Source organism: Pleomorphochaeta sp., from assembly GCF_050031695.1.
Taxonomy (GTDB): Bacteria; Spirochaetota; Spirochaetia; order Sphaerochaetales; family Sphaerochaetaceae; genus Pleomorphochaeta.
The window spans coordinates 35,672-53,610 of sequence record NZ_JBNAIC010000042.1; the positions used below are offsets into that span (position 1 = coordinate 35,672).

General features: G+C 25.6%; 16 protein-coding genes and 1 pseudogene. 16 read left to right on the forward strand and 1 reads right to left on the reverse strand.

Features of this window, described 5'->3' with window-relative positions; genetic code table 11:
* Nucleotides 1-274: 274 nt before the first annotated feature.
* The 15 genes and pseudogenes from rsxC to ACPKM0_RS07750 form a co-directional block, all read left to right on the forward strand.
* Nucleotides 275-1,591: an electron transport complex subunit RsxC gene (rsxC, locus tag ACPKM0_RS07680; RefSeq protein WP_472474847.1), complete on the forward strand. Its 1,317-nt coding sequence runs from the start codon at nucleotides 275-277 to the stop codon at nucleotides 1,589-1,591.
* Nucleotides 1,588-2,673 (forward strand): RnfABCDGE type electron transport complex subunit D, encoded by a 1,086-nt coding sequence (locus tag ACPKM0_RS07685; protein WP_472474849.1) that lies wholly within the window; start codon nucleotides 1,588-1,590, stop codon nucleotides 2,671-2,673. The genes rsxC and ACPKM0_RS07685 overlap by 4 nt, the downstream gene beginning before the upstream one ends.
* Nucleotides 2,673-3,221 (forward strand): FMN-binding protein, encoded by a 549-nt coding sequence (locus tag ACPKM0_RS07690; RefSeq protein WP_472474851.1) that lies wholly within the window; start codon nucleotides 2,673-2,675, stop codon nucleotides 3,219-3,221. Before ACPKM0_RS07685 ends, ACPKM0_RS07690 begins: the two co-directional genes overlap by 1 nt.
* Nucleotides 3,221-3,865 (forward strand): electron transport complex subunit RsxE, encoded by a 645-nt coding sequence (gene rsxE, locus ACPKM0_RS07695; RefSeq protein WP_472474853.1) that lies wholly within the window; start codon nucleotides 3,221-3,223, stop codon nucleotides 3,863-3,865. The genes ACPKM0_RS07690 and rsxE overlap by 1 nt, the downstream gene beginning before the upstream one ends.
* On the forward strand, nucleotides 3,862-4,455 hold the full coding sequence (gene rsxA / locus ACPKM0_RS07700) for an electron transport complex subunit RsxA (RefSeq protein ID WP_472474855.1): 594 nt from the start codon (nucleotides 3,862-3,864) through the stop codon (nucleotides 4,453-4,455). Before rsxE ends, rsxA begins: the two co-directional genes overlap by 4 nt.
* Nucleotides 4,456-4,466: 11 nt before the next feature.
* On the forward strand, nucleotides 4,467-5,264 hold the full coding sequence (locus ACPKM0_RS07705; protein WP_472474857.1) for an RnfABCDGE type electron transport complex subunit B: 798 nt from the start codon (nucleotides 4,467-4,469) through the stop codon (nucleotides 5,262-5,264).
* A 17-nt stretch (nucleotides 5,265-5,281) separates the two neighbouring features.
* A complete protein-coding gene (locus tag ACPKM0_RS07710) occupies nucleotides 5,282-7,129 on the forward strand; it encodes an alpha-amylase/4-alpha-glucanotransferase domain-containing protein (RefSeq protein ID WP_472474859.1) in 1,848 nt (615 codons plus the stop codon).
* 15 nt (nucleotides 7,130-7,144) lie between these two features.
* Nucleotides 7,145-8,255 (forward strand): peptide chain release factor 2 gene (gene prfB, locus ACPKM0_RS07715; protein ID WP_472474861.1). Its coding sequence is split into 2 segments (ribosomal slippage): nucleotides 7,145-7,213 and nucleotides 7,215-8,255, totalling 1,110 coding nucleotides; the frame shifts between segments, so codons are not numbered across the junction.
* 3 nt (nucleotides 8,256-8,258) lie between these two features.
* Nucleotides 8,259-9,680, forward strand: a complete 1,422-nt coding sequence (locus tag ACPKM0_RS07720) for a hypothetical protein (RefSeq protein ID WP_472474863.1) — start codon at nucleotides 8,259-8,261, stop codon at nucleotides 9,678-9,680.
* Between the two features lie 20 nt (nucleotides 9,681-9,700).
* Nucleotides 9,701-10,573, forward strand: coding sequence for a signal recognition particle-docking protein FtsY (ftsY, locus tag ACPKM0_RS07725; RefSeq protein ID WP_472474865.1), 873 nt, complete (start codon nucleotides 9,701-9,703; stop codon nucleotides 10,571-10,573).
* Between the two features lie 8 nt (nucleotides 10,574-10,581).
* A complete protein-coding gene (locus ACPKM0_RS07730; protein ID WP_472474867.1) occupies nucleotides 10,582-11,601 on the forward strand; it encodes a hypothetical protein in 1,020 nt (339 codons plus the stop codon).
* Nucleotides 11,591-12,751: an ABC transporter permease gene (locus ACPKM0_RS07735; protein ID WP_472474869.1), complete on the forward strand. Its 1,161-nt coding sequence runs from the start codon at nucleotides 11,591-11,593 to the stop codon at nucleotides 12,749-12,751. Before ACPKM0_RS07730 ends, ACPKM0_RS07735 begins: the two co-directional genes overlap by 11 nt.
* Nucleotides 12,744-13,436 (forward strand): ABC transporter ATP-binding protein, encoded by a 693-nt coding sequence (locus tag ACPKM0_RS07740; protein ID WP_472474871.1) that lies wholly within the window; start codon nucleotides 12,744-12,746, stop codon nucleotides 13,434-13,436. Before ACPKM0_RS07735 ends, ACPKM0_RS07740 begins: the two co-directional genes overlap by 8 nt.
* Nucleotides 13,429-14,589, forward strand: a complete 1,161-nt coding sequence (locus ACPKM0_RS07745) for an ABC transporter permease (RefSeq protein ID WP_472474873.1) — start codon at nucleotides 13,429-13,431, stop codon at nucleotides 14,587-14,589. The genes ACPKM0_RS07740 and ACPKM0_RS07745 overlap by 8 nt, the downstream gene beginning before the upstream one ends.
* Before the next feature lie 41 nt (nucleotides 14,590-14,630).
* A pseudogene (locus tag ACPKM0_RS07750) lies at nucleotides 14,631-15,539 on the forward strand (ribonuclease Z); the annotation flags it as partial.
* A gap of 137 nt (nucleotides 15,540-15,676) precedes the next feature.
* On the opposite strand, the gene ACPKM0_RS07755 reads toward ACPKM0_RS07750, so the two are convergent.
* Nucleotides 15,677-17,416, reverse strand: a complete 1,740-nt coding sequence (locus ACPKM0_RS07755) for a hypothetical protein (protein ID WP_472474875.1) — start codon at nucleotides 17,414-17,416, stop codon at nucleotides 15,677-15,679.
* Between the two features lie 80 nt (nucleotides 17,417-17,496).
* Between ACPKM0_RS07755 and ACPKM0_RS07760 the strand changes: the two genes are divergently transcribed.
* The gene (locus tag ACPKM0_RS07760) at nucleotides 17,497-17,937 is read left to right on the forward strand and encodes an FtsB family cell division protein (protein ID WP_472474877.1); all 441 of its coding nucleotides are present in this window, start codon (nucleotides 17,497-17,499) and stop codon (nucleotides 17,935-17,937) included.
* Nucleotides 17,938-17,939: the final 2 nt, after the last annotated feature.

Below are 17,939 nucleotides of genomic sequence, written 5' to 3' on the forward strand. Positions count from 1 at the left end.
ATATAGAGTTAATCACAAGTAAAATATAATCTATTTGTTATATATAATAAATTGATTTATAAAAGGGGAAATATATAGAAAAATAAATAATAAAATATCGATTTTTTTTTGAACAAATAATTTAAATGTGTACTTGAAAATGGTTCTTATAAGCTTTATTATTACCAAAGTATTGTATTAATTATCCTTTTTTCACAAAAAAAAGGAATGTCTTATTTATAATACACAAATATATCAATTAATATTCAAATTGGGAAAAAATAAGGAGCCTAAAATGCCTAAAGACGTTCTTACGTTTAAAAGAGGTGGAGTGCATCCTAAAGATCAAAAGCAATTCTCTAAGGATAAAAAATTAGAAAAATTGCCTATACCTTCTTTAGTTGTTGTAAGTTTATCTCAACATTTGGGAGCCCCAGCAAAACCTTTAAAAAAAGTCGGTGATGCTGTATTAAAAGGGGAAAAAATTGGAACTGCTTCAAGTTTCATCAGTGCAGAAGTACATTCTCCTGTTTCTGGGGTAATTAAGAAAATCATTAAACAAAGACTTGCAAACAGTGTAGTAGCTGATGCTTACATTATTGAAGTTGATCTAGATGCAGAAGAAATTGCTTTTGAAAGAGTAAACTATAGTAGTAAAACAGATGAAGAGTTATTAGCTACTATTAAAGATTTAGGTATTGTTGGTCTTGGGGGAGCAACTTTTCCATCTCATGTTAAGTTTATGATTCCAAAAGGTAAGTTTGTAGAATATCTTGTTATCAATGGTGTTGAATGTGAACCATATTTAACTAGTGACTATAGAACAATGCTTGAGAGAAGTGAAGAAGTTTTAGAAGGTATAATGATTGCCAAAAGAGTTTCAAAAGCTAAAGAAGTAATTATTGGAATAGAACAAAATAAAATGGATGCAGTTGAAAAACTTAGATCTGTAATTAAAGAAAAAAACTATCCAATCAAAGTTCAACCTTTAAAAATGAAATATCCTCAAGGTGATGAAAAACAACTTTTAAAAGCAACTATAAATAGGGAAATTCCTAGTGGTAAATTACCATTAGATATTGGTGCAGTAGTAGCAAATATTGGTACTTGTTATGCAATATATGAAGCTGTTGCTCTAAATAAGCCATTATTTGAAAGGGTTGTTTGTGTAACTGGTGAATGTGTAAATGAACCAAAAAATCTAATTGTTCCTATTGGTACCCCAATTTCTACTTTAATTGATTACTGTGGTGGTTTTAAAGAAGATCCAGATAAAGTAATTAGTGGTGGCCCAATGATGGGCTTTGCTTTTGCCGATTTAGAACTTCCAGTTCTAAAAGGAACTAGCGGAGTTATTTGCATAAAAGAAAATAATAAAGCTATTGAAACTGCATGTATTTCATGTGGTAAATGTGTTGATGCTTGTCCTATTGGTTTAATGCCTACAATGTTATATAGAAATATTAAAAATGGTAACTATCAAGTTGCTCTAGATAAATATTCCTTAATGGATTGTAAAGAATGTGGTAGTTGTGCTTATGTTTGTCCTGCACATATTCCGCTTGTTCATGCATTTAAAACAGGTAAAAAATTAGCAAGGAGAAAAAAATGAGAGTAAAAGTTACATCGTCTCCTCATTTTCATAGCAAAAATTCAACAAAATCAATTATGTGGAGTGTTAGTCTTGCACTTGCACCTGCAGCTCTTTGGGGAGTATATGTATTTGGATTGAGAGCATTATTGGTTTTATTAGTTTCAATTGTATCTAGTTGTCTATTTGAATATTTACTTGGATTATCTGATAAAGGTAAAAATATAAAAGAAAGCAGTTTAGTTGATGGCTCTGCATTTTTAACAGGATTGTTGTTAGGAATGAACTTAAGTCCTACAGTACCATTATTTATTATAATCTTAGCTAATGCTTTTGCAATTGTTGTAGTAAAATGGACTTTTGGTGGTCTTGGAGCAAACTGGATGAATCCAGCTCTTGCCGGTCGTGTATTTGTATTCTTTAGTTTTACATCAGCTATGAGTAATTATACTGTTCCTAAAACTTTAACGATGGTTGATTCTGTTGGTAGTGCAACTCCTTTATCCTTTGTTAAAACGAGTTTAAGTGCAGGAGTTACTAATTTAAATCCTTCTGAAATATTAAGTAATGCATCTTATCCAACAACAAATTTTGCAAATAATATTGCAAATTCAACTGGTTTATCACCTTATGCAGTTGATGCTTTCTTCGGAAATATTGGTGGTTGTATCGGTGAAATTAGTGCTTTCTTACTTATTTTAGGTGGAATTTACTTATTAGCTAAAAAAATAATTAGTTATCATATTCCGGTTTATTATATTTTATCATTTTCCTTATTAACTTGGGTTTTTGGTGGTGTAAGAGATAATTTAGGATTATTTAATGGTGAAGTAATTTCACAAATTTTCTCAGGAGGATTAATGTTAGGTGCAATATTTATGGCAACTGACATGGTTACATCTCCAATTACTAAAAAAGGTAAAATTATTTATGCTATCGGATGTGGGTTTTTCACATTTTTGATTAGATATTTTGGCTCTTTACCAGAAGCTGTATCTTTAGCAATTATTTTGATGAATATTGTGACTCCTACTATTGATAGATATATTATTCCAAAGAAATTTGGATTCGTAAAAAAACAAAAAGCTAAGGAGGTAAAATAATGAAAGAATATTTTAAAACCTCTATAGTTTTAGCTATCATCTGTGCATTTGCAGCAATAATTTTATCTGTATTAAATGGTGTAACAAAACCTATAATTGTAGAGTATGAAAATCAAAAGACATTAGATGCATTACAAGCTGTAAGTAATAATTTAGTTATTAGTGATGAATATACTGAAGTTAAAAATAATGATTTAGTTAATTACTATTATGATCTAAGTGAAAAAAACAATTTAAAGGGATATTTATTAAGTTTAAATGCAGTAGGTTATGGAGGAACTATTTCATTAGTTGCTTCTTATAATATGGAAGGTGAAGTATTACAAGCAAAAGTTGTAAGTAATAGTGAGACTCCAGGACTTGGTAAAAAGAGTGAAGAAGATTGGTATATGACTAAATATTTAAATAAAAGCGTTGTACCAACTAAAAAAACTCAATTAACTAGTGACGAAGCTGCTGCTATTAGCGGTGCTTCAATTACCTTTGCAGCAATTGGTAAATCCTTATCAGAGGGTAGTGACTTTGTTAAAGGCTTAGGGGGTAATTAATGAAGAAAGATCATAAAAAAGAATTTACAAAAGGTATAATTAAAGAAAATCCAACTTTTGTATTATTATTAGGATTATGTCCAACCCTTGGTGTTACTACAATGGTATCAAATGCTATTGGGATGGGTTTTAGCGTATTATTTGTATTAACTTGTAGTAATATTATGATTAGCTTGCTTAGAAAAGTTATTCCAGATTCTGTAAGAATCCCAAGTTATATTGTAATTATTGCATCTTTTGTTACTATAATCGAAATGGTATTACATGCTTTTGTTCCCGATGTTTATACAGCACTTGGTGTTTTTCTACCTCTTATCGTAGTAAACTGTATTATTTTAGGTAGAGCTGAAGCATTTGCTAGTAAAAACACTATATTTGATTCAATTTTAGATGGTTTAGGAATGGGTATTGGATTTACTCTTGCTTTAATCTTAATTGCATCTATTAGAGAAATTTTTGGATCAGGAACTATTACACTTTTCCCTATGGGCTCATTTGATGGTGTAATTGAAATTCCTATATTAAATAAATGGCCAATCAGAGTTATGACTTTAGCTCCTGGTGCATTATTATTGATGGGATATTTAAAAGCATATTTAGTTTTTACTAATAATAGAAAAGCTAAGAAGGAGAAACTTGCATGACCTATATAGCTATTTTAATAACATATATATTTATAAGTAACTTTATTTTAGTACAATTTTTAGGAATGTGTCCTTTTATTGGTGTTTCTAAAAATAGTGAAAGTGCACTTGGTATGGGTATGGCTGTAACCTTCGTTACTTCCATTGCTTCTGTAATTACATGGAGTGTTTATCAATTTTTATTACTTCCTTTTCAACTTGAATATTTAAGAACAGTATCTTTTATTTTAGTTATTGCTTCATTAGTTCAATTAGTAGAATTAGTTATAAGAAAAATTAGTCCTCCTTTATATAAAGCTTTAGGTATCTTCTTACCATTAATTACAACAAACTGCGCTGTATTAGGTATTGCTATAATAAATATTGATGAAAAATATACTTGTTTAGAATCTTTCTTCGGTGGTTTAGCTGCTGGTTTAGGTTTTACATTAGCAATTGTTTTAATGAGTAATATTAGAGAAAAATTAGATTTAGCACCTGTTAGAAAGAGTTTTAAAGGTGTTCCAATTGCTTTTGTGTCTGCCGGATTAATGGCTTTAGCATTTATGGCATTTGATAAATCATTATTAATGAATTTACATTTAGTATAAGAGAGTAAAAAATGAATATATTATTAGCATTTTTAGTAATAACTATAATGGGGTTAATACTCGGTATTGGCCTTGCTTTTGCAGCAAAAAAATTAGCTGTTGCAAAAGACCAAAAACAAATAGATATTGAAAATGCACTTCCTAATGCAAATTGTGGCGGATGTGGTTATCCAGGATGTGCTGGATATGCTGAAGCTTGTGCAAAAGGGGAATGTGCATTAAATTTATGTGCGCCAGGTGGCAGTGAAGTAGCTAAAAAGATTGGCGAAATTATGGGCCAAGTTGTAGAAACAAGTGATGTAAAAAAAGTAGCTTATGTTTTCTGTAATGGGGATTGTGATAAAACCAAAAAAGATTTTGATTATGAAGGTATTACAGATTGTAATGCAGCAGCTTTATTATTTGATGGCGATCTTTCATGTAAAGAAGGCTGTTTACAATTAGGATCATGTATTGAAGTTTGTCCTGTTGATGCAATTAGCAAAAAAGAGAACGGACAAATAGAAGTTGACCCTAAATTATGTATCGGATGTGGAAAATGTGTTGATATTTGTCCACATAATGTTATAAAACTTATTGATGATAATAGTGAATACGTAGTAAAGTGTAATAACCACGATTCTGGAGCAATTGTTAGAAAAATTTGCGATGCGGGTTGTATAGGATGCCAAATATGTGTTAGAAAGTTCCCTGAGTCAGGATGTTCTATGGATGGTTTCTTATCTGAATTTGATAATTCAAAACCTCATTCACAAATTGAAGAAGCCGCAAAAGCATGTCCTAAGAATTGTATAGTAAAAAGAAAATAAGGAGTTACACTTAGAACATGTCATATATAGTTGGAGCTTATTCTCAATTAGCTGAGGGAACTTCTAATGAAGTTTTCGAACATATTTTAAATACTACTTTACAACCTTTGTTAACAGAGGTTTATACAAGAGAAGATGCTTTTTTACAACTATATCTAGGTGGAGCTGTTTTACAATGGCTTGAAATAAAGCACTGTGAAGCTAATCTATTAATAAAAGATTTATCAAAATCTAATAAAATAGATATGATGACAGGAAGCTTTCATCAAGCCATTTTACCAATTGTACCTTCAGCAGATAGAGTTTCTCAAATTGAAAGAACAACTGCACTAATAACAAAAAAATTTAAAAAGCTTCCTAAAACTTTTTGGTGTTATGGAGAGATTTGGGATCCGTCTTTAATAAGTTGTTTAAGTTTAAGTAAAATTGAAAAAATTATTATTTCTTTAGATAACAAAGAAACATTTCAAAATAGATTAAATAAACCTTTTAAAATGCAAGAAATTGGGAAAAGTGTAGATGTTATTCCAATTGATACAAGAATTAGTAAATTAGTACATGATTTTGGTTTACAAAAAATAACTTTTGAAGAAATGTTTTTAGAAATAAAAAACTTAAATGATAATTCTATTCAAGTAGTAATGATAAATTTAAATCAATTATGCCAAGGACAAATTACAAAAGAACAGGTTAATTTATTATTTTCTTATCTTTTTGATAATTGTGAAAAGTCTTTTGATAAAATTTATAATAAAAATCAACTAGAATTAGGTTATTTAGATAAAGGTTGGTATGGTTTTGATGCACTAGTTTCTAAGAAATCTATACAAGGTGAATTATATCAAGATGAAAGCTTAAATTTTTTATATAATAGAATTATTTCTCTAATAGAAGTTGCGAAATTATATAAGAAAAATAGAGATATCAAAAGAAGGATTTCTAAAATAATTCCTAAACTCCTTTGTGGAGCGCCTTATATATATGATTCTAATGCTTCAATTTTAAAAGGATCTATACGTTCTAATATTTATAAGTCTATTATCGAATTAGAAAAATTATTAATATCTTTAGAAGATTTTACATATCCATTAATACAAGATATAGATAAAGATGGAGAAAATGAAGTTTTTTCTGGTGGTAAAAACTTTAATGCATTAATTGATTCTAAGGGTGGAAGTTTATTAGAATTAAAATATTTTCCAGCTAAATACAATTATATAAATTCTTTATTACCATACAATATTAGTAATAAAAATGATAATTTAGCTATTTCAGGAAAAAAACAAAAGTTATTTTCTGATGTACTTTTAGATAAAGATTTTGATTTAACTTCTTATTCAATGAAAAGTAATAAACTCAATGAATTAAAATATAATATAAAAATAAATGATAATAAATTTACAAATTTTTCATTAACATCTCAAGAAAAATATTCATTAGGAATTAACTTCAAAAAAGATTATAAATTTAGTTCTAATGAAATATCTTTATTATATAGAATAAAAAATAATTCTTCACATAGAAAAATCTTTAAAATAGGTTTAGAAATGCCATTAAGTTTTTTCCCTTATGATGATATAAATATATTATTTAATAATGAAATAAATGCTGATGAATTAAACAATGTTTATAAAGATGTTAATAGTATAAAAATAAAAGATAAAAAGAATAAAACTAACATAAGTATTAGTTTTGATAAAACAAGTGAACTCTTTTATAAAAATTCTTATCTAAACACTTTAACTGTTCTAGGTGATGAAAAATTATATCAATTTACTTTATTTTTACCTTGCTGGGATATATCATTAAATAGTAAAGAAGAAAAAGAAATAAATATAATATTTAGAATAGCTAGAAATAATTAGACTTTGGAGCAAAAAATGTTTATAGAAAAAAAATCAATCTTATTAGATATAGAAAATGACGCACAAAAAATATGGGGGCGTCTTTGAAAACTCTAATATTTTAGAAAAAATTAAAAAATTAGAGAATGAAACAGCAAGCCAAGATTTTTGGACAAAGAATCCTAATCCTGAAATAATATTTTCAGAACTAACAGAATTAAAAGAAAGCTATATTCCTTGGAAAGAATTATTAACTTCAATCAATGATTTAAAAGATTTAATTGAATTATATGAAGTTGAAGATAATCCTGATGATATTGATGGAATAATTAATGAAATTAATACTCAAATCTCTGATATAGAAAATACATACAATCCTTTACGAATAAAAACATTATTAGACGAAAAATATGACAAAAATGACTGCTATTTAACAATCCACTCGGGTTCTGGTGGAAAAGATGCAAGTGATTGGGCAAATATAATGTTGAGATTATATTTACGTTGGTGTGAGAAAAAAGGATATAAGACTAAAATAATTGATATCCAAGAAGATCAAGGTGGAATTAAAAGTGCTACAGTTGAAGTTAAGGGTGAATATTCTTTTGGTTATTTAAAAGGGGAAGTTGGAGTTCATCGACTAGTTAGAATTTCTCCATTCGATTCTCAAAAAAGAAGACACACTTCTTTTTCTTCAGTATATGCAACCCCTGTAATTGATGATGATATAGAGATATCTATAAAGCCTGATGATTATCGCTTAGACACATATCGAGCAGGTGGAGCTGGTGGTCAACATGTTAATAAAACAGATAGTGCAGTAAGAATTACTCATTTTGAATCTGGGATAGTAGTTCAATGTCAAAATGAACGCTCACAGCTAATGAATAAAGAATTGGCTTTTAAAATGCTTAAATCTAAACTATATGCATATTATGAAGAAAAAAGAAAAAAAGAGCATGAAGAAAATGCTATAAAGAAAAAAGAAATTACATGGGGTTCTCAAATCCGAAGTTATGTATTTCAACCATATACAATGGTAAAAGACCATAGAACAAATGCTCAAAATACTAATACAAATGCAGTAATGGATGGAGAAATAGATTTATTCATTGAAGCTTATTTACAATGGCTACATGAGGAATAAATAATGAAAAAATACTTTATCATTTGTTTATTATTTTTTTCAACCCAATTATTATTTTCAGCAACTAAATCAAATGAAACAACTTTTGATATATCTTGTGCATTAATAATGGGTTCAGATGAAATATCTGAAATATTAAACAGTGGTAAAGTAAATGATATCTTAAATAATTCAAATGAAATTAAATTTTCTAATTATGAATCAAATAATATGGATTATATATATTCATTGTGTGAAACCTATATATCTTCGTTAGCTTTAAATGAAAATTTTATACAAATAAAAGAAAATAATCTTAATAACGAACAGCAAATTGAATTAAATAAAGATATAGAAAAAAAGTATAATTCTTATTCAACTGATTTAGATGTTGAGGAAATTGAAAATATAGATGATTTAATAAATACTAAAATTATAGAATCTACAATAGAATCTATAAAACCTAAATTCACCAAAATTGACAATTCTTATCCATTTAATTTATTATCATCATCTAATAATGATAAAATTATAAGTTCTTTATTAAATTATTATAATAGTGATGCTTTTTTATTAATTTCATTTGAAGATATCAGCAGTTATAAACAATTAAAAATTGAATATGTTGATAAAGAAAAAAGAGATATTATTTTTAATGAAATTATAATTAACAATCAAATAACTAAAATTGAAGCTAAAATCTTAAGTAGTTTTGTTAATTATTTTAATGATAAGTATAGTCTTTGTAATTTAAATAATATAAAAAATGTAACCTCCATTTACGATATAAAAGATATTTCAAAAGAAAGATTAGAAAAGAGTGAAGAAAATGAATTTGATAATATAAAATTAAGAAATAAAGATCTTTCTCAAATAAATATTAATAATTCATATATATTATTAGAGAAAGAAATCCATTTCCTTCAGGTTAACAATAATTATATTTCTCAAATAATTAAAATCGATATTGATAGTGATATTTTTACTATAGATTATATAGGTGAAATCGAAGATATAGATTCTTTAAATTTGATATCACAAAATGGAATTTTAGACTATTATATAAATGGATCATATATTGATAGTGCTAACTCAGTCATTTTAGATGATGTAGAGCTACCTTTTTATCTAGAAGCTAAAAAAGATGGATTTGAACCATTATTGTATCAAATTGAAGATAGTGTAGATAGTATTAAATTTAATCTAACTCCTATTTGGCAATCAAAGAATGAAGTAATTGATAAAGCTCAAAAGAATTTTTATTCTTCTTTACTATCATATGTAATAATAAGCTTTACAACTTTATCTATAAATAATATAAATAATGCTATAGATAACAATGAAATAGAATCTACTATTGATGTATTCTCTTCTTCAATAAAGATTCTAAGTACTATCAATATTTTTAATAAGTTGATTTCTTATATAAAAATAGCTACTAATTAAGAAAATAATATGGAGATAACATGTTTGAAAAATTCGGGGCAAAATTAAAAGCCTTATTAAATACTAAAAAACTAGATGAAAGTTTTTTCGAAGATTTAGAAGATTTATTAGTTGAAGGTGATTTAGGAGCATCCATGGCAATGGATCTTTCGGATAAATTACGTGCTAGAGCAAAAGAAGAAAAATGTGATTCACAAGAAGGTCTTCAATTAATATTGAAAGATTTATTAAAAGGTAAAGTAAAACCTTATACTTTTCCAGTTGATAAAGAACAATTAACTGTTGTTTTAGTTTTAGGAGTTAACGGAGTTGGTAAAACAACATCAATTGCAAAAATAGCTAATAAGTATAACAATGATAAATATAATGTTGTTCTTGCTGCAGCGGATACATTTAGAGCAGCAGCAATCGATCAATTAGAATTACATGCAAATAGACTTGGTGTTAGAATAGTTAAGCAAAACAATGGCAGTGATCCAGGTGCTGTAATATTTGATGCAATAACAAGTGCTCAATCTAAAGGAGATCATTTAATTTTAGCTGATACAGCTGGTAGAATGCATAATAAAGATAATTTATTAAGAGAACTTAAAAAAATCGATAAAATTATTAAAACTAAAGGGATTGATGAAGCTCATTATAAGAAAATATTAGTAATTGATAGTACCACAGGTCAAAATGGGTTCTCTCAAGCAAAATTATTTGATGATGCTGTTAATTTAGATGCAATTATTTTATCTAAATATGATAGTGCAGCTAAAGGTGGTACTTTAGTACAAATTGGAGAAAAATTAAATTTACCAGTTGCCTATGTAGGAGTTGGTGAATCATATAATGATATCAAGCCATTTGATGAAGAAGAATTTTTAAATTCTTTAATTGGGTTAAATTAAAACATAACATGAAAAAAAAAGCCTTTTTAGTTGGTCTATATTCATTAATACTATTTAGTTTATTTGCTGATACTTTTAATTCCAATCTTATTGGACAAAAGTTGGGTGAATATACTAATAAAAGTGAATATTATTTAACTGAAGAGGCCTCAAATAATATAATTACTCAAAAACTTTTTCATGGCAATGAATTAATTGATACAACAATAATAGAAGAAATAGATTCTGTTAAAACAATTACTAAAAAAAGAGATATTTTTTTTTCTATTCAAACTTATTCTAATAATTTAATAGTTAGTGAAGAAAATAATAATTTTTCTGTTTTATATAATTATAAAGATAATTTATTAATTTCAAAAGTTGAAAAAGATAAAAATTTAAATACTATAATCTATAAATATTTATACGATTCCAATAATAAATTAGCAGCAATAATAAAAATTTTTAACAATGATGTAGAAACTAATTTTTTTACTTTTGCTAAAGATAATCTAAATATTACAGTCACTAACAATAATAAAAATTATCAAGAATCAAGCATTATTAATGGTGTAATAAATTCAATAGAATATGAAAATGACGAATTAATTAATAATATAGAGATTGAAAATAAAAATGATGATGAAACTATACTAATTAAATCAGATACAAATCATACAATAAAGGAATATTATAAATCTGGAATATTAACAAAAATAGAATCCTATATTAATGATCAATTAATTAATGTAAGTGAATTTGAATATGATGATAATTACATATTAATTCAAGAAATTATTATTGAAAATGTTTATAATAAATATTCAAATAAAATATCAAGTATTAATAAGACTATAACAACCTATAAAAATAGTAATATACAAAAAGTTGAGAATTATGAAAACAATGTATTAGTTAGTGACTATTCTTATCAAGGCAATTTAAAAATAGAGAATATATATGAAAATTCTAAACTATATTGTACTATTACTTTAGAAAATGATAAAATAATAGATATTCAATATAGAGAGGTAAGTGATGATTTTTAATATTGCAAAGCGATATACTTTTTCAAAAAAGAATCGTCATAGATTGACTTCAATAAGAATTGCATTAGGCCTCTTATTTTCAACACTAGCTCTTAATGTAATATTAGCTTTTATGATAGGGCTTCAAGATAAAAAGTTTTCTTTAATAAAAGAATATCAATCATTTGATGCAATTTTAGAGCTAGAAGAAAATACTGATGTAGATGAATTATTAAATGATTTAAATTCTAGTAATGATATTAATTTTGCATTTAAATTTATAGAAGTTCCAACAATTATAAGAAACAGTGATAATTCTCAGTTTATTGGTACTATAAGAGCTTTTAAAGAAGAAGATTTTAATAATTTATCATATTCCTTGATTAAGGGTGACTTTGATTCAGGTGGTATTATTTTAAGCTATTCTACAATACAAAATACTAACTTTTCTTATTTAAAACCTATTGATTTAACAATTTTAAAGAAAGGAAAAGTTGTAACAGTTGTCCCATATCAAAAAGAAGATGAAATTTCAGCAGTATATTTTACTCCGATGAAAGATTTCAATAATTATTATGCAATTATGGATTATGAAATATTAAAACAATATGCTCCTTATGCAGAAGATCAAATTGGAATTTTTGGTAATTTAGAAACTATAAATGAAATAGTTGATGAAAAAGCAATTGTAAATACTTGGATAGATCAAAATGAAAGTTTATATGCTGCTATGAAACTTGAACAATATCTAATGTATTTAACATTATCTATTATGAGTTTAATTATTTTAATTCAATTATATAATAGTACATTAAACCTCCTTAAAACTAAAATAGGGGAGATTGCAATGTTAAGAGCTTTAGGGTTAACCAAAAAACAAACTCAAAAAGTATTTATTATTTCTTCTTTAATAATAAGTGTTCTAGGAATCATATTAGGAACTATTATTTCATTTATTTTATTAAATTATTCAAATACTATTATGTATTATTTTAATGAAATTACAAATTATAGTATCCCAATTTTAAGTGTAAATGTTGATTTAAGTTTTTCTGTAATAAATTGTCTTTTTATTGCTATACCTTTAATCCTTTTGACTTATTTAATGACAAAATTTGCAATTAAAAAGATATTAGTTAATGATAGTATGGAGATTTTATTGAATGAATAACATTATAGAACTTAAAGATATTTATAAATCATATCCACAGCCAAATGAAGAAGAGAATCTCTCCATTATTTCTGAGTTAAATTTGGAAGTTGAACAAGGTAAATCTATTTCAATAATTGGAAAAAGTGGTTGTGGAAAAAGCACTTTGTTACAAATAGCTGCTTCGTTATTAAAACCAAGTAGTGGTCAAGTTTTATTTAACAATAAAAATTTAATTAAACTAAACGATAAAGAATTATGTAAGATCCGAAATAAAGAAATGGGCTTTATTTTTCAAAATAGTTTGCTTCTTGAAGATTTTAGTGCTTTAGAAAATATAATGATGCCTCTGTTAATTAACAATGTTAGTAAAAGAAGAGCAAAAGATAGAGCTATATATTTATTAGATGAAATAGGGCTAACAAATAGAATAAATCATAAGCCTTCACAATTATCAGGTGGGGAAAAACAAAGAATTGCCTTAGCTAGAGCTTTAAGCATTAATCCAAAGGTAATTTTTGCTGATGAACCAACAGGATCATTAGATGAAGAAAATGCTCAGTATGTTGAAGATTTATTATTAAATTTAGTAGATAAAGAAAGTGTAACTTTAATATTAGTTACCCACAATTTATCTTTTGCATCTAGATGTGATAGAGTAGTAAAATTAACACATGGAAGAATAAATGAGGAATTAAGTGAATAAAGATATAAATAAATTACTTATAAATAAAATATTATTTTCTCAAAAATCTAAGAATAAATTAATTAGATCTGGAGTTTTAATTATTTTAATAGTTTCTTTATTAATAATATCTACAATTTTTATTAATTCGATGTCTATTGGTATATCGAATAAATTTTCACTTTTAGTTAATGGTGATATTGAAGTATATACAACTAATAAATTAGAGGATGAATTTGATTTTATATATTCCTCTGATTTAGTATCTTTTAACAGTGCCTTAATATATGGCAAAGAAGGTACTTCCTTAATTAGTGTAAAAGGTGTAGAAAAATCATACTTTAATGATTTAAGATTAAATGCATTAAATCTAGAAAAAATTGAAAATGATACTAATTTACTTTCAATAATTATATCAAATGAATTAGCAACTTCATTAGATTTAAAAATAGGTGATAAAGCTGCAATAATATTTGCAAAAAATGAAGAAAAAATTAGACCTAAATTGGTATTTATTGAAGGTATTTATAACTCTGGTTATAAAGAAATCGATCAAAGTCTATGTTATTTCAACTTAGATGATTTAATAAAATTGTTTGATGGTGATATAAGTGTAAATAGAGAAATAATTTTAAATGATAAAGTAGATTTAGATGATGCATTAATTGATCTTAGGATAAATAATTATATAGCTAGAGGCTGGTATGAACTTCAGCCTTCAGTTTATAATAATTTATTAGTGAGTACACAAAGTTTATTAATTGTATTAGTTGTAATAGCACTATTAACAGGTTATTTTATTTCATCAGTATCATCTGATTTAATCACAAAAGATCACAATACCATTGCAATTAATAAATTATTAGGATTAAGAGATAAAGATATTAGATTCAACTATTTTTTTGCAATTGAAACTTTTACTGTTTTTTCTACATTTATTGGTGTTCTTCTTGGTATAATATTAAGTAAAACTTTTTTATCCTTAATAGGAAATTTACCTTTAAGTGAAATACCAGCATTAAAATGGTATCTACTAGATTTTGATATTATTATTCCTATTAACGATATAATTATAATTTCTATTTCTCTAATAATAATTTCAATGTTAAGTGTTTATCTAAGTTTAATTAGAATACGTAAAATTGAAATTCTAGATCTATTAAATCATGAATAAACTAGGTTGCTATCTATAAGTTATTTTCTTATAATGTGCTTATGGATTTTGAAGTGTTTGTTTTAGGTACTAGTGGTATGATGCCTTTACCAGGTAGATTTTTAACTAGTGCTATGATAAGAAGAAAAGGTGAGTTATTCCTTTTTGATTGTGGTGAAGGTACTCAAGTATCTTTAAAGATGTTAAATCTAAAATGGAAGAAAATTAATAAAATATTTATATCTCATATGCATGCAGATCATGTAACTGGGTTACCTGGTATTTTAATGTTATCTTCTCAAGTTGATAGAGAAGAACCATTATATATTTATGGTCCAAAAAAATTAAAAGAATATATTGATTCCTCTAGAAAAATTTTAGATATGTATATAAATTATGAAATTATTTTTAAAGAAGTTACTGAAGGTGTAATTATTGATAATGATGAGTATAGCATTGAAGCTATAAAACTCAATCATACAAAACCTTGTTATGGATATATTTTAAGAGAAAAAGACAGACCTGGTGAATTTTTCCCACAAAAAGCAATGGAATATAATATTAAACCCGGTCCTGATTTTGGTAGATTACAACGAGGTGAGTCTATTAAAAACAATAATGGCCAATTAATTACCTCTAAAATGGTTATGGGAAAAAGTAGAAAAGGGAGATCATTTTCATATATTACTGACACGCTTTATCTGAAAAATATTTCTAATAAAATTTCAAATGTAGATTTATTAATTTGTGAAGGCATGTTTGAAGCAGGCATGGAAGATATAGCAAAAGATAAAAAACATATGTGTGTTAATCAAGCAGCACAGATTGCTAAAGACGCCAATGCTAGAATGCTTGCATTAATCCATTATAGTCCACGATACAATGACTTTGAATTAAAAGCACTAAAATATCAAGCTCGAGAAATTTTTGAAAATACAATATTAACAAAAGATAGGATGATTTTTTCAATCCCTAATGATGCTGGTGAAATAGAAATTTCAATAGAAAAAATAACTAATATAAATCGAAATCGAATAAAATTAGATTATTAACATAAAAAAATCTCGAGATATAAATCTCGAGTTTTTTTATAAAAATATGAAATTAATTAAGCATTAGCTTCATCTATCAATGTTTTAGCATCAATTTTTCTTCCATCTTTTGAGGAATATCCATTAACAATATCTTTATTTTCTAATAAATTAGCATGATTATCTAAAATAGTTTGGATATGTAATTTTGCACTATCTTTATTTTCATAAGGGAAAATTATAGCTTTTCTATTATCTATTGTATCATAAATATAGGTATAAGCTGGTAAATAACTAAGTAACATATTTTTATTTTCATCTGTTATTTCATTCTCTTTATCAAAAATTACTAAACTGATATCAAAATTATATTCTTCATTATCTTTAAGTTCTGAATTTAAAAAATCTTCCAAATTATTTGATAAATCACCTAAATTATTTTCAATATCTATAGGTTCATTTATGTAGTTAATAGCCCTTGTAGCTTCTTCTAAAGTTAAACTTCTAATAGCATGATTAATTTCATGACCAAATGGTAAATCTTCGATTTGTTCTACATTTGGAATAAAATCATCAGGATTGTTAATAAAATTAATAGCCCTTGTAGCTTCTTCTAAAGTTAAACTTCTAATTGCATGGTTAATTTCATGACCAAATGGTAAGTCTTCATGAATCTCTTTTTCTCCACTATCTATATAATCTAAACCTAGATTAACTTGAGTATTATTATATGAATTTAATCTATCAACAGTTTGTAAATCTAAGTTATTTACAAATTCATTTTCTAAAATATCTAATCCTCTATTAATTAATAAATCACTTGAATTTTTTACTCTTTCAATAGTTGTATTATTTAAATTATCAAATTTTATATAATCAGAAGTAATAATATCTGGAGCACCATCATCAACATAATTTAGTCCAACATTGACTTGAAGAGAATTATAATCTTTAACCCTTTCAATAGTTTCTGAATCTAAATTATCAAAATAAACAGCATTTGGATCTGCTGCAGTTGGAGAACCTGAAGCAATCCAATTAAGAGCATTATTAATTTGTTCATTATTTAATCTAGATAAAGCACATAAATTTTCATCACTTATATTCTCAAAATTAAAATACTTTTTATTATTTTCTAAAATATCAAAAATTTTATCTGCTTCTCTTTGAGATAAAGTCTGTATCTTACTTATTGTATCTTCATTTAGATTATCTAACTTAATACCAATATCTTTTATATCTATTGCACCATTTTCAATCCACTTATAGGCTTTTATAATTTCTTCGTTACTAAGTTTAGAAATTTCTTTTGTTATATCTGCATTAAATGGGGAAGGTATAACTGTTTTTTTTGGTTCTTCAAACTCATCAAATATATTTAAAATTTGTTTAGTATTATATCTAGAGATACGCTTAGCAACCTCTTTATCTAAGAAATCCTCTATTGTATATTCTCTTTGCACCATTTCAACTTGAGTTTTTGCAATAGGATTAAAATGATTCATATCAACTTTTTCATTTGGGTCATCATTAATAGTTGTAAATAAAGGATTATCATAACTGTTTCGAGGTAACAAATCTTCACTATCTTCAAGTTTTTCATCATTTCTTGAAGAAATAATAGATCCTATTTCAATCAATACTAAACCAATTAATATTGGTAATAGATAAATTAAAAATTTATAAATATCTTGAGTTTGCAAATCATATATTGGAACTAAATATTTAATTGAGAGGAAGCCTAAAGATATTAGAACTAATAACGATATAATTATTGAGAAAAATATATTTCTAGCATATCCATTTTGTTTTGCCATAATTTCCTCCATAGGACACTTTACAATAATAGTCTTAGCAAATACTATTATATTTAACATTATATAGGATGGGGTGCACTGTGACAATAAAATTAATTAAAATATTTATAATAAGTACACTACTAACATATATAACTTTAATTTTTGTAGCTTCTGACATAGGAATTATACAATATCAACATCTTAAAAGCAATAATCTTGAAGAAAAAAGAATAAATTTACAATTAGAACAAGAAATTAATGAATTAGAAAAAGAAATTGAAAATTTAGAAGAACAAGGACAAGTTTTAGATTTAGCATATGAATTAGGATATGTAAATTCTGGTGATGAAGTATATATAGTTAACGAAACTGATAATACAAATTTAGTAAATAATAAAGAATATGAAATTAAATCTAATATTAATTTAAATAAAAGTGTATTTACTGGATGGAAAAACTATCAATTTTTTATATTTTCAATACTAATTGGTATTGCAATAACTGTTTGTTATTTATTAATATCAAAAAAACGGAGATAAAG

What these genes read in the sequence shown, in the direction of transcription:
- ACPKM0_RS07710 (WP_472474859.1), top strand. Translation starts at nt 5,282, where the DNA reads ATGTCATATATAGTTGGAGCTTATTCTCAATTAGCTGAGGGAACTTCT.
- ftsY (WP_472474865.1), top strand. Translation starts at nt 9,701, where the DNA reads ATGTTTGAAAAATTCGGGGCAAAATTAAAAGCCTTATTAAATACTAAA.
- ACPKM0_RS07740 (WP_472474871.1), top strand. Translation starts at nt 12,744, where the DNA reads ATGAATAACATTATAGAACTTAAAGATATTTATAAATCATATCCACAG.
- rsxE (WP_472474853.1), top strand. Translation starts at nt 3,221, where the DNA reads ATGAAGAAAGATCATAAAAAAGAATTTACAAAAGGTATAATTAAAGAA.
- ACPKM0_RS07730 (WP_472474867.1), top strand. Translation starts at nt 10,582, where the DNA reads ATGAAAAAAAAAGCCTTTTTAGTTGGTCTATATTCATTAATACTATTT.
- ACPKM0_RS07685 (WP_472474849.1), top strand. Translation starts at nt 1,588, where the DNA reads ATGAGAGTAAAAGTTACATCGTCTCCTCATTTTCATAGCAAAAATTCA.
- ACPKM0_RS07735 (WP_472474869.1), top strand. Translation starts at nt 11,591, where the DNA reads ATGATTTTTAATATTGCAAAGCGATATACTTTTTCAAAAAAGAATCGT.
- ACPKM0_RS07720 (WP_472474863.1), top strand. Translation starts at nt 8,259, where the DNA reads ATGAAAAAATACTTTATCATTTGTTTATTATTTTTTTCAACCCAATTA.
- rsxA (WP_472474855.1), top strand. Translation starts at nt 3,862, where the DNA reads ATGACCTATATAGCTATTTTAATAACATATATATTTATAAGTAACTTT.
- ACPKM0_RS07705 (WP_472474857.1), top strand. Translation starts at nt 4,467, where the DNA reads ATGAATATATTATTAGCATTTTTAGTAATAACTATAATGGGGTTAATA.
- ACPKM0_RS07690 (WP_472474851.1), top strand. Translation starts at nt 2,673, where the DNA reads ATGAAAGAATATTTTAAAACCTCTATAGTTTTAGCTATCATCTGTGCA.
- ACPKM0_RS07755 (WP_472474875.1), bottom strand. Translation starts at nt 17,416, where the DNA reads ATGGCAAAACAAAATGGATATGCTAGAAATATATTTTTCTCAATAATT.
- rsxC (WP_472474847.1), top strand. Translation starts at nt 275, where the DNA reads ATGCCTAAAGACGTTCTTACGTTTAAAAGAGGTGGAGTGCATCCTAAA.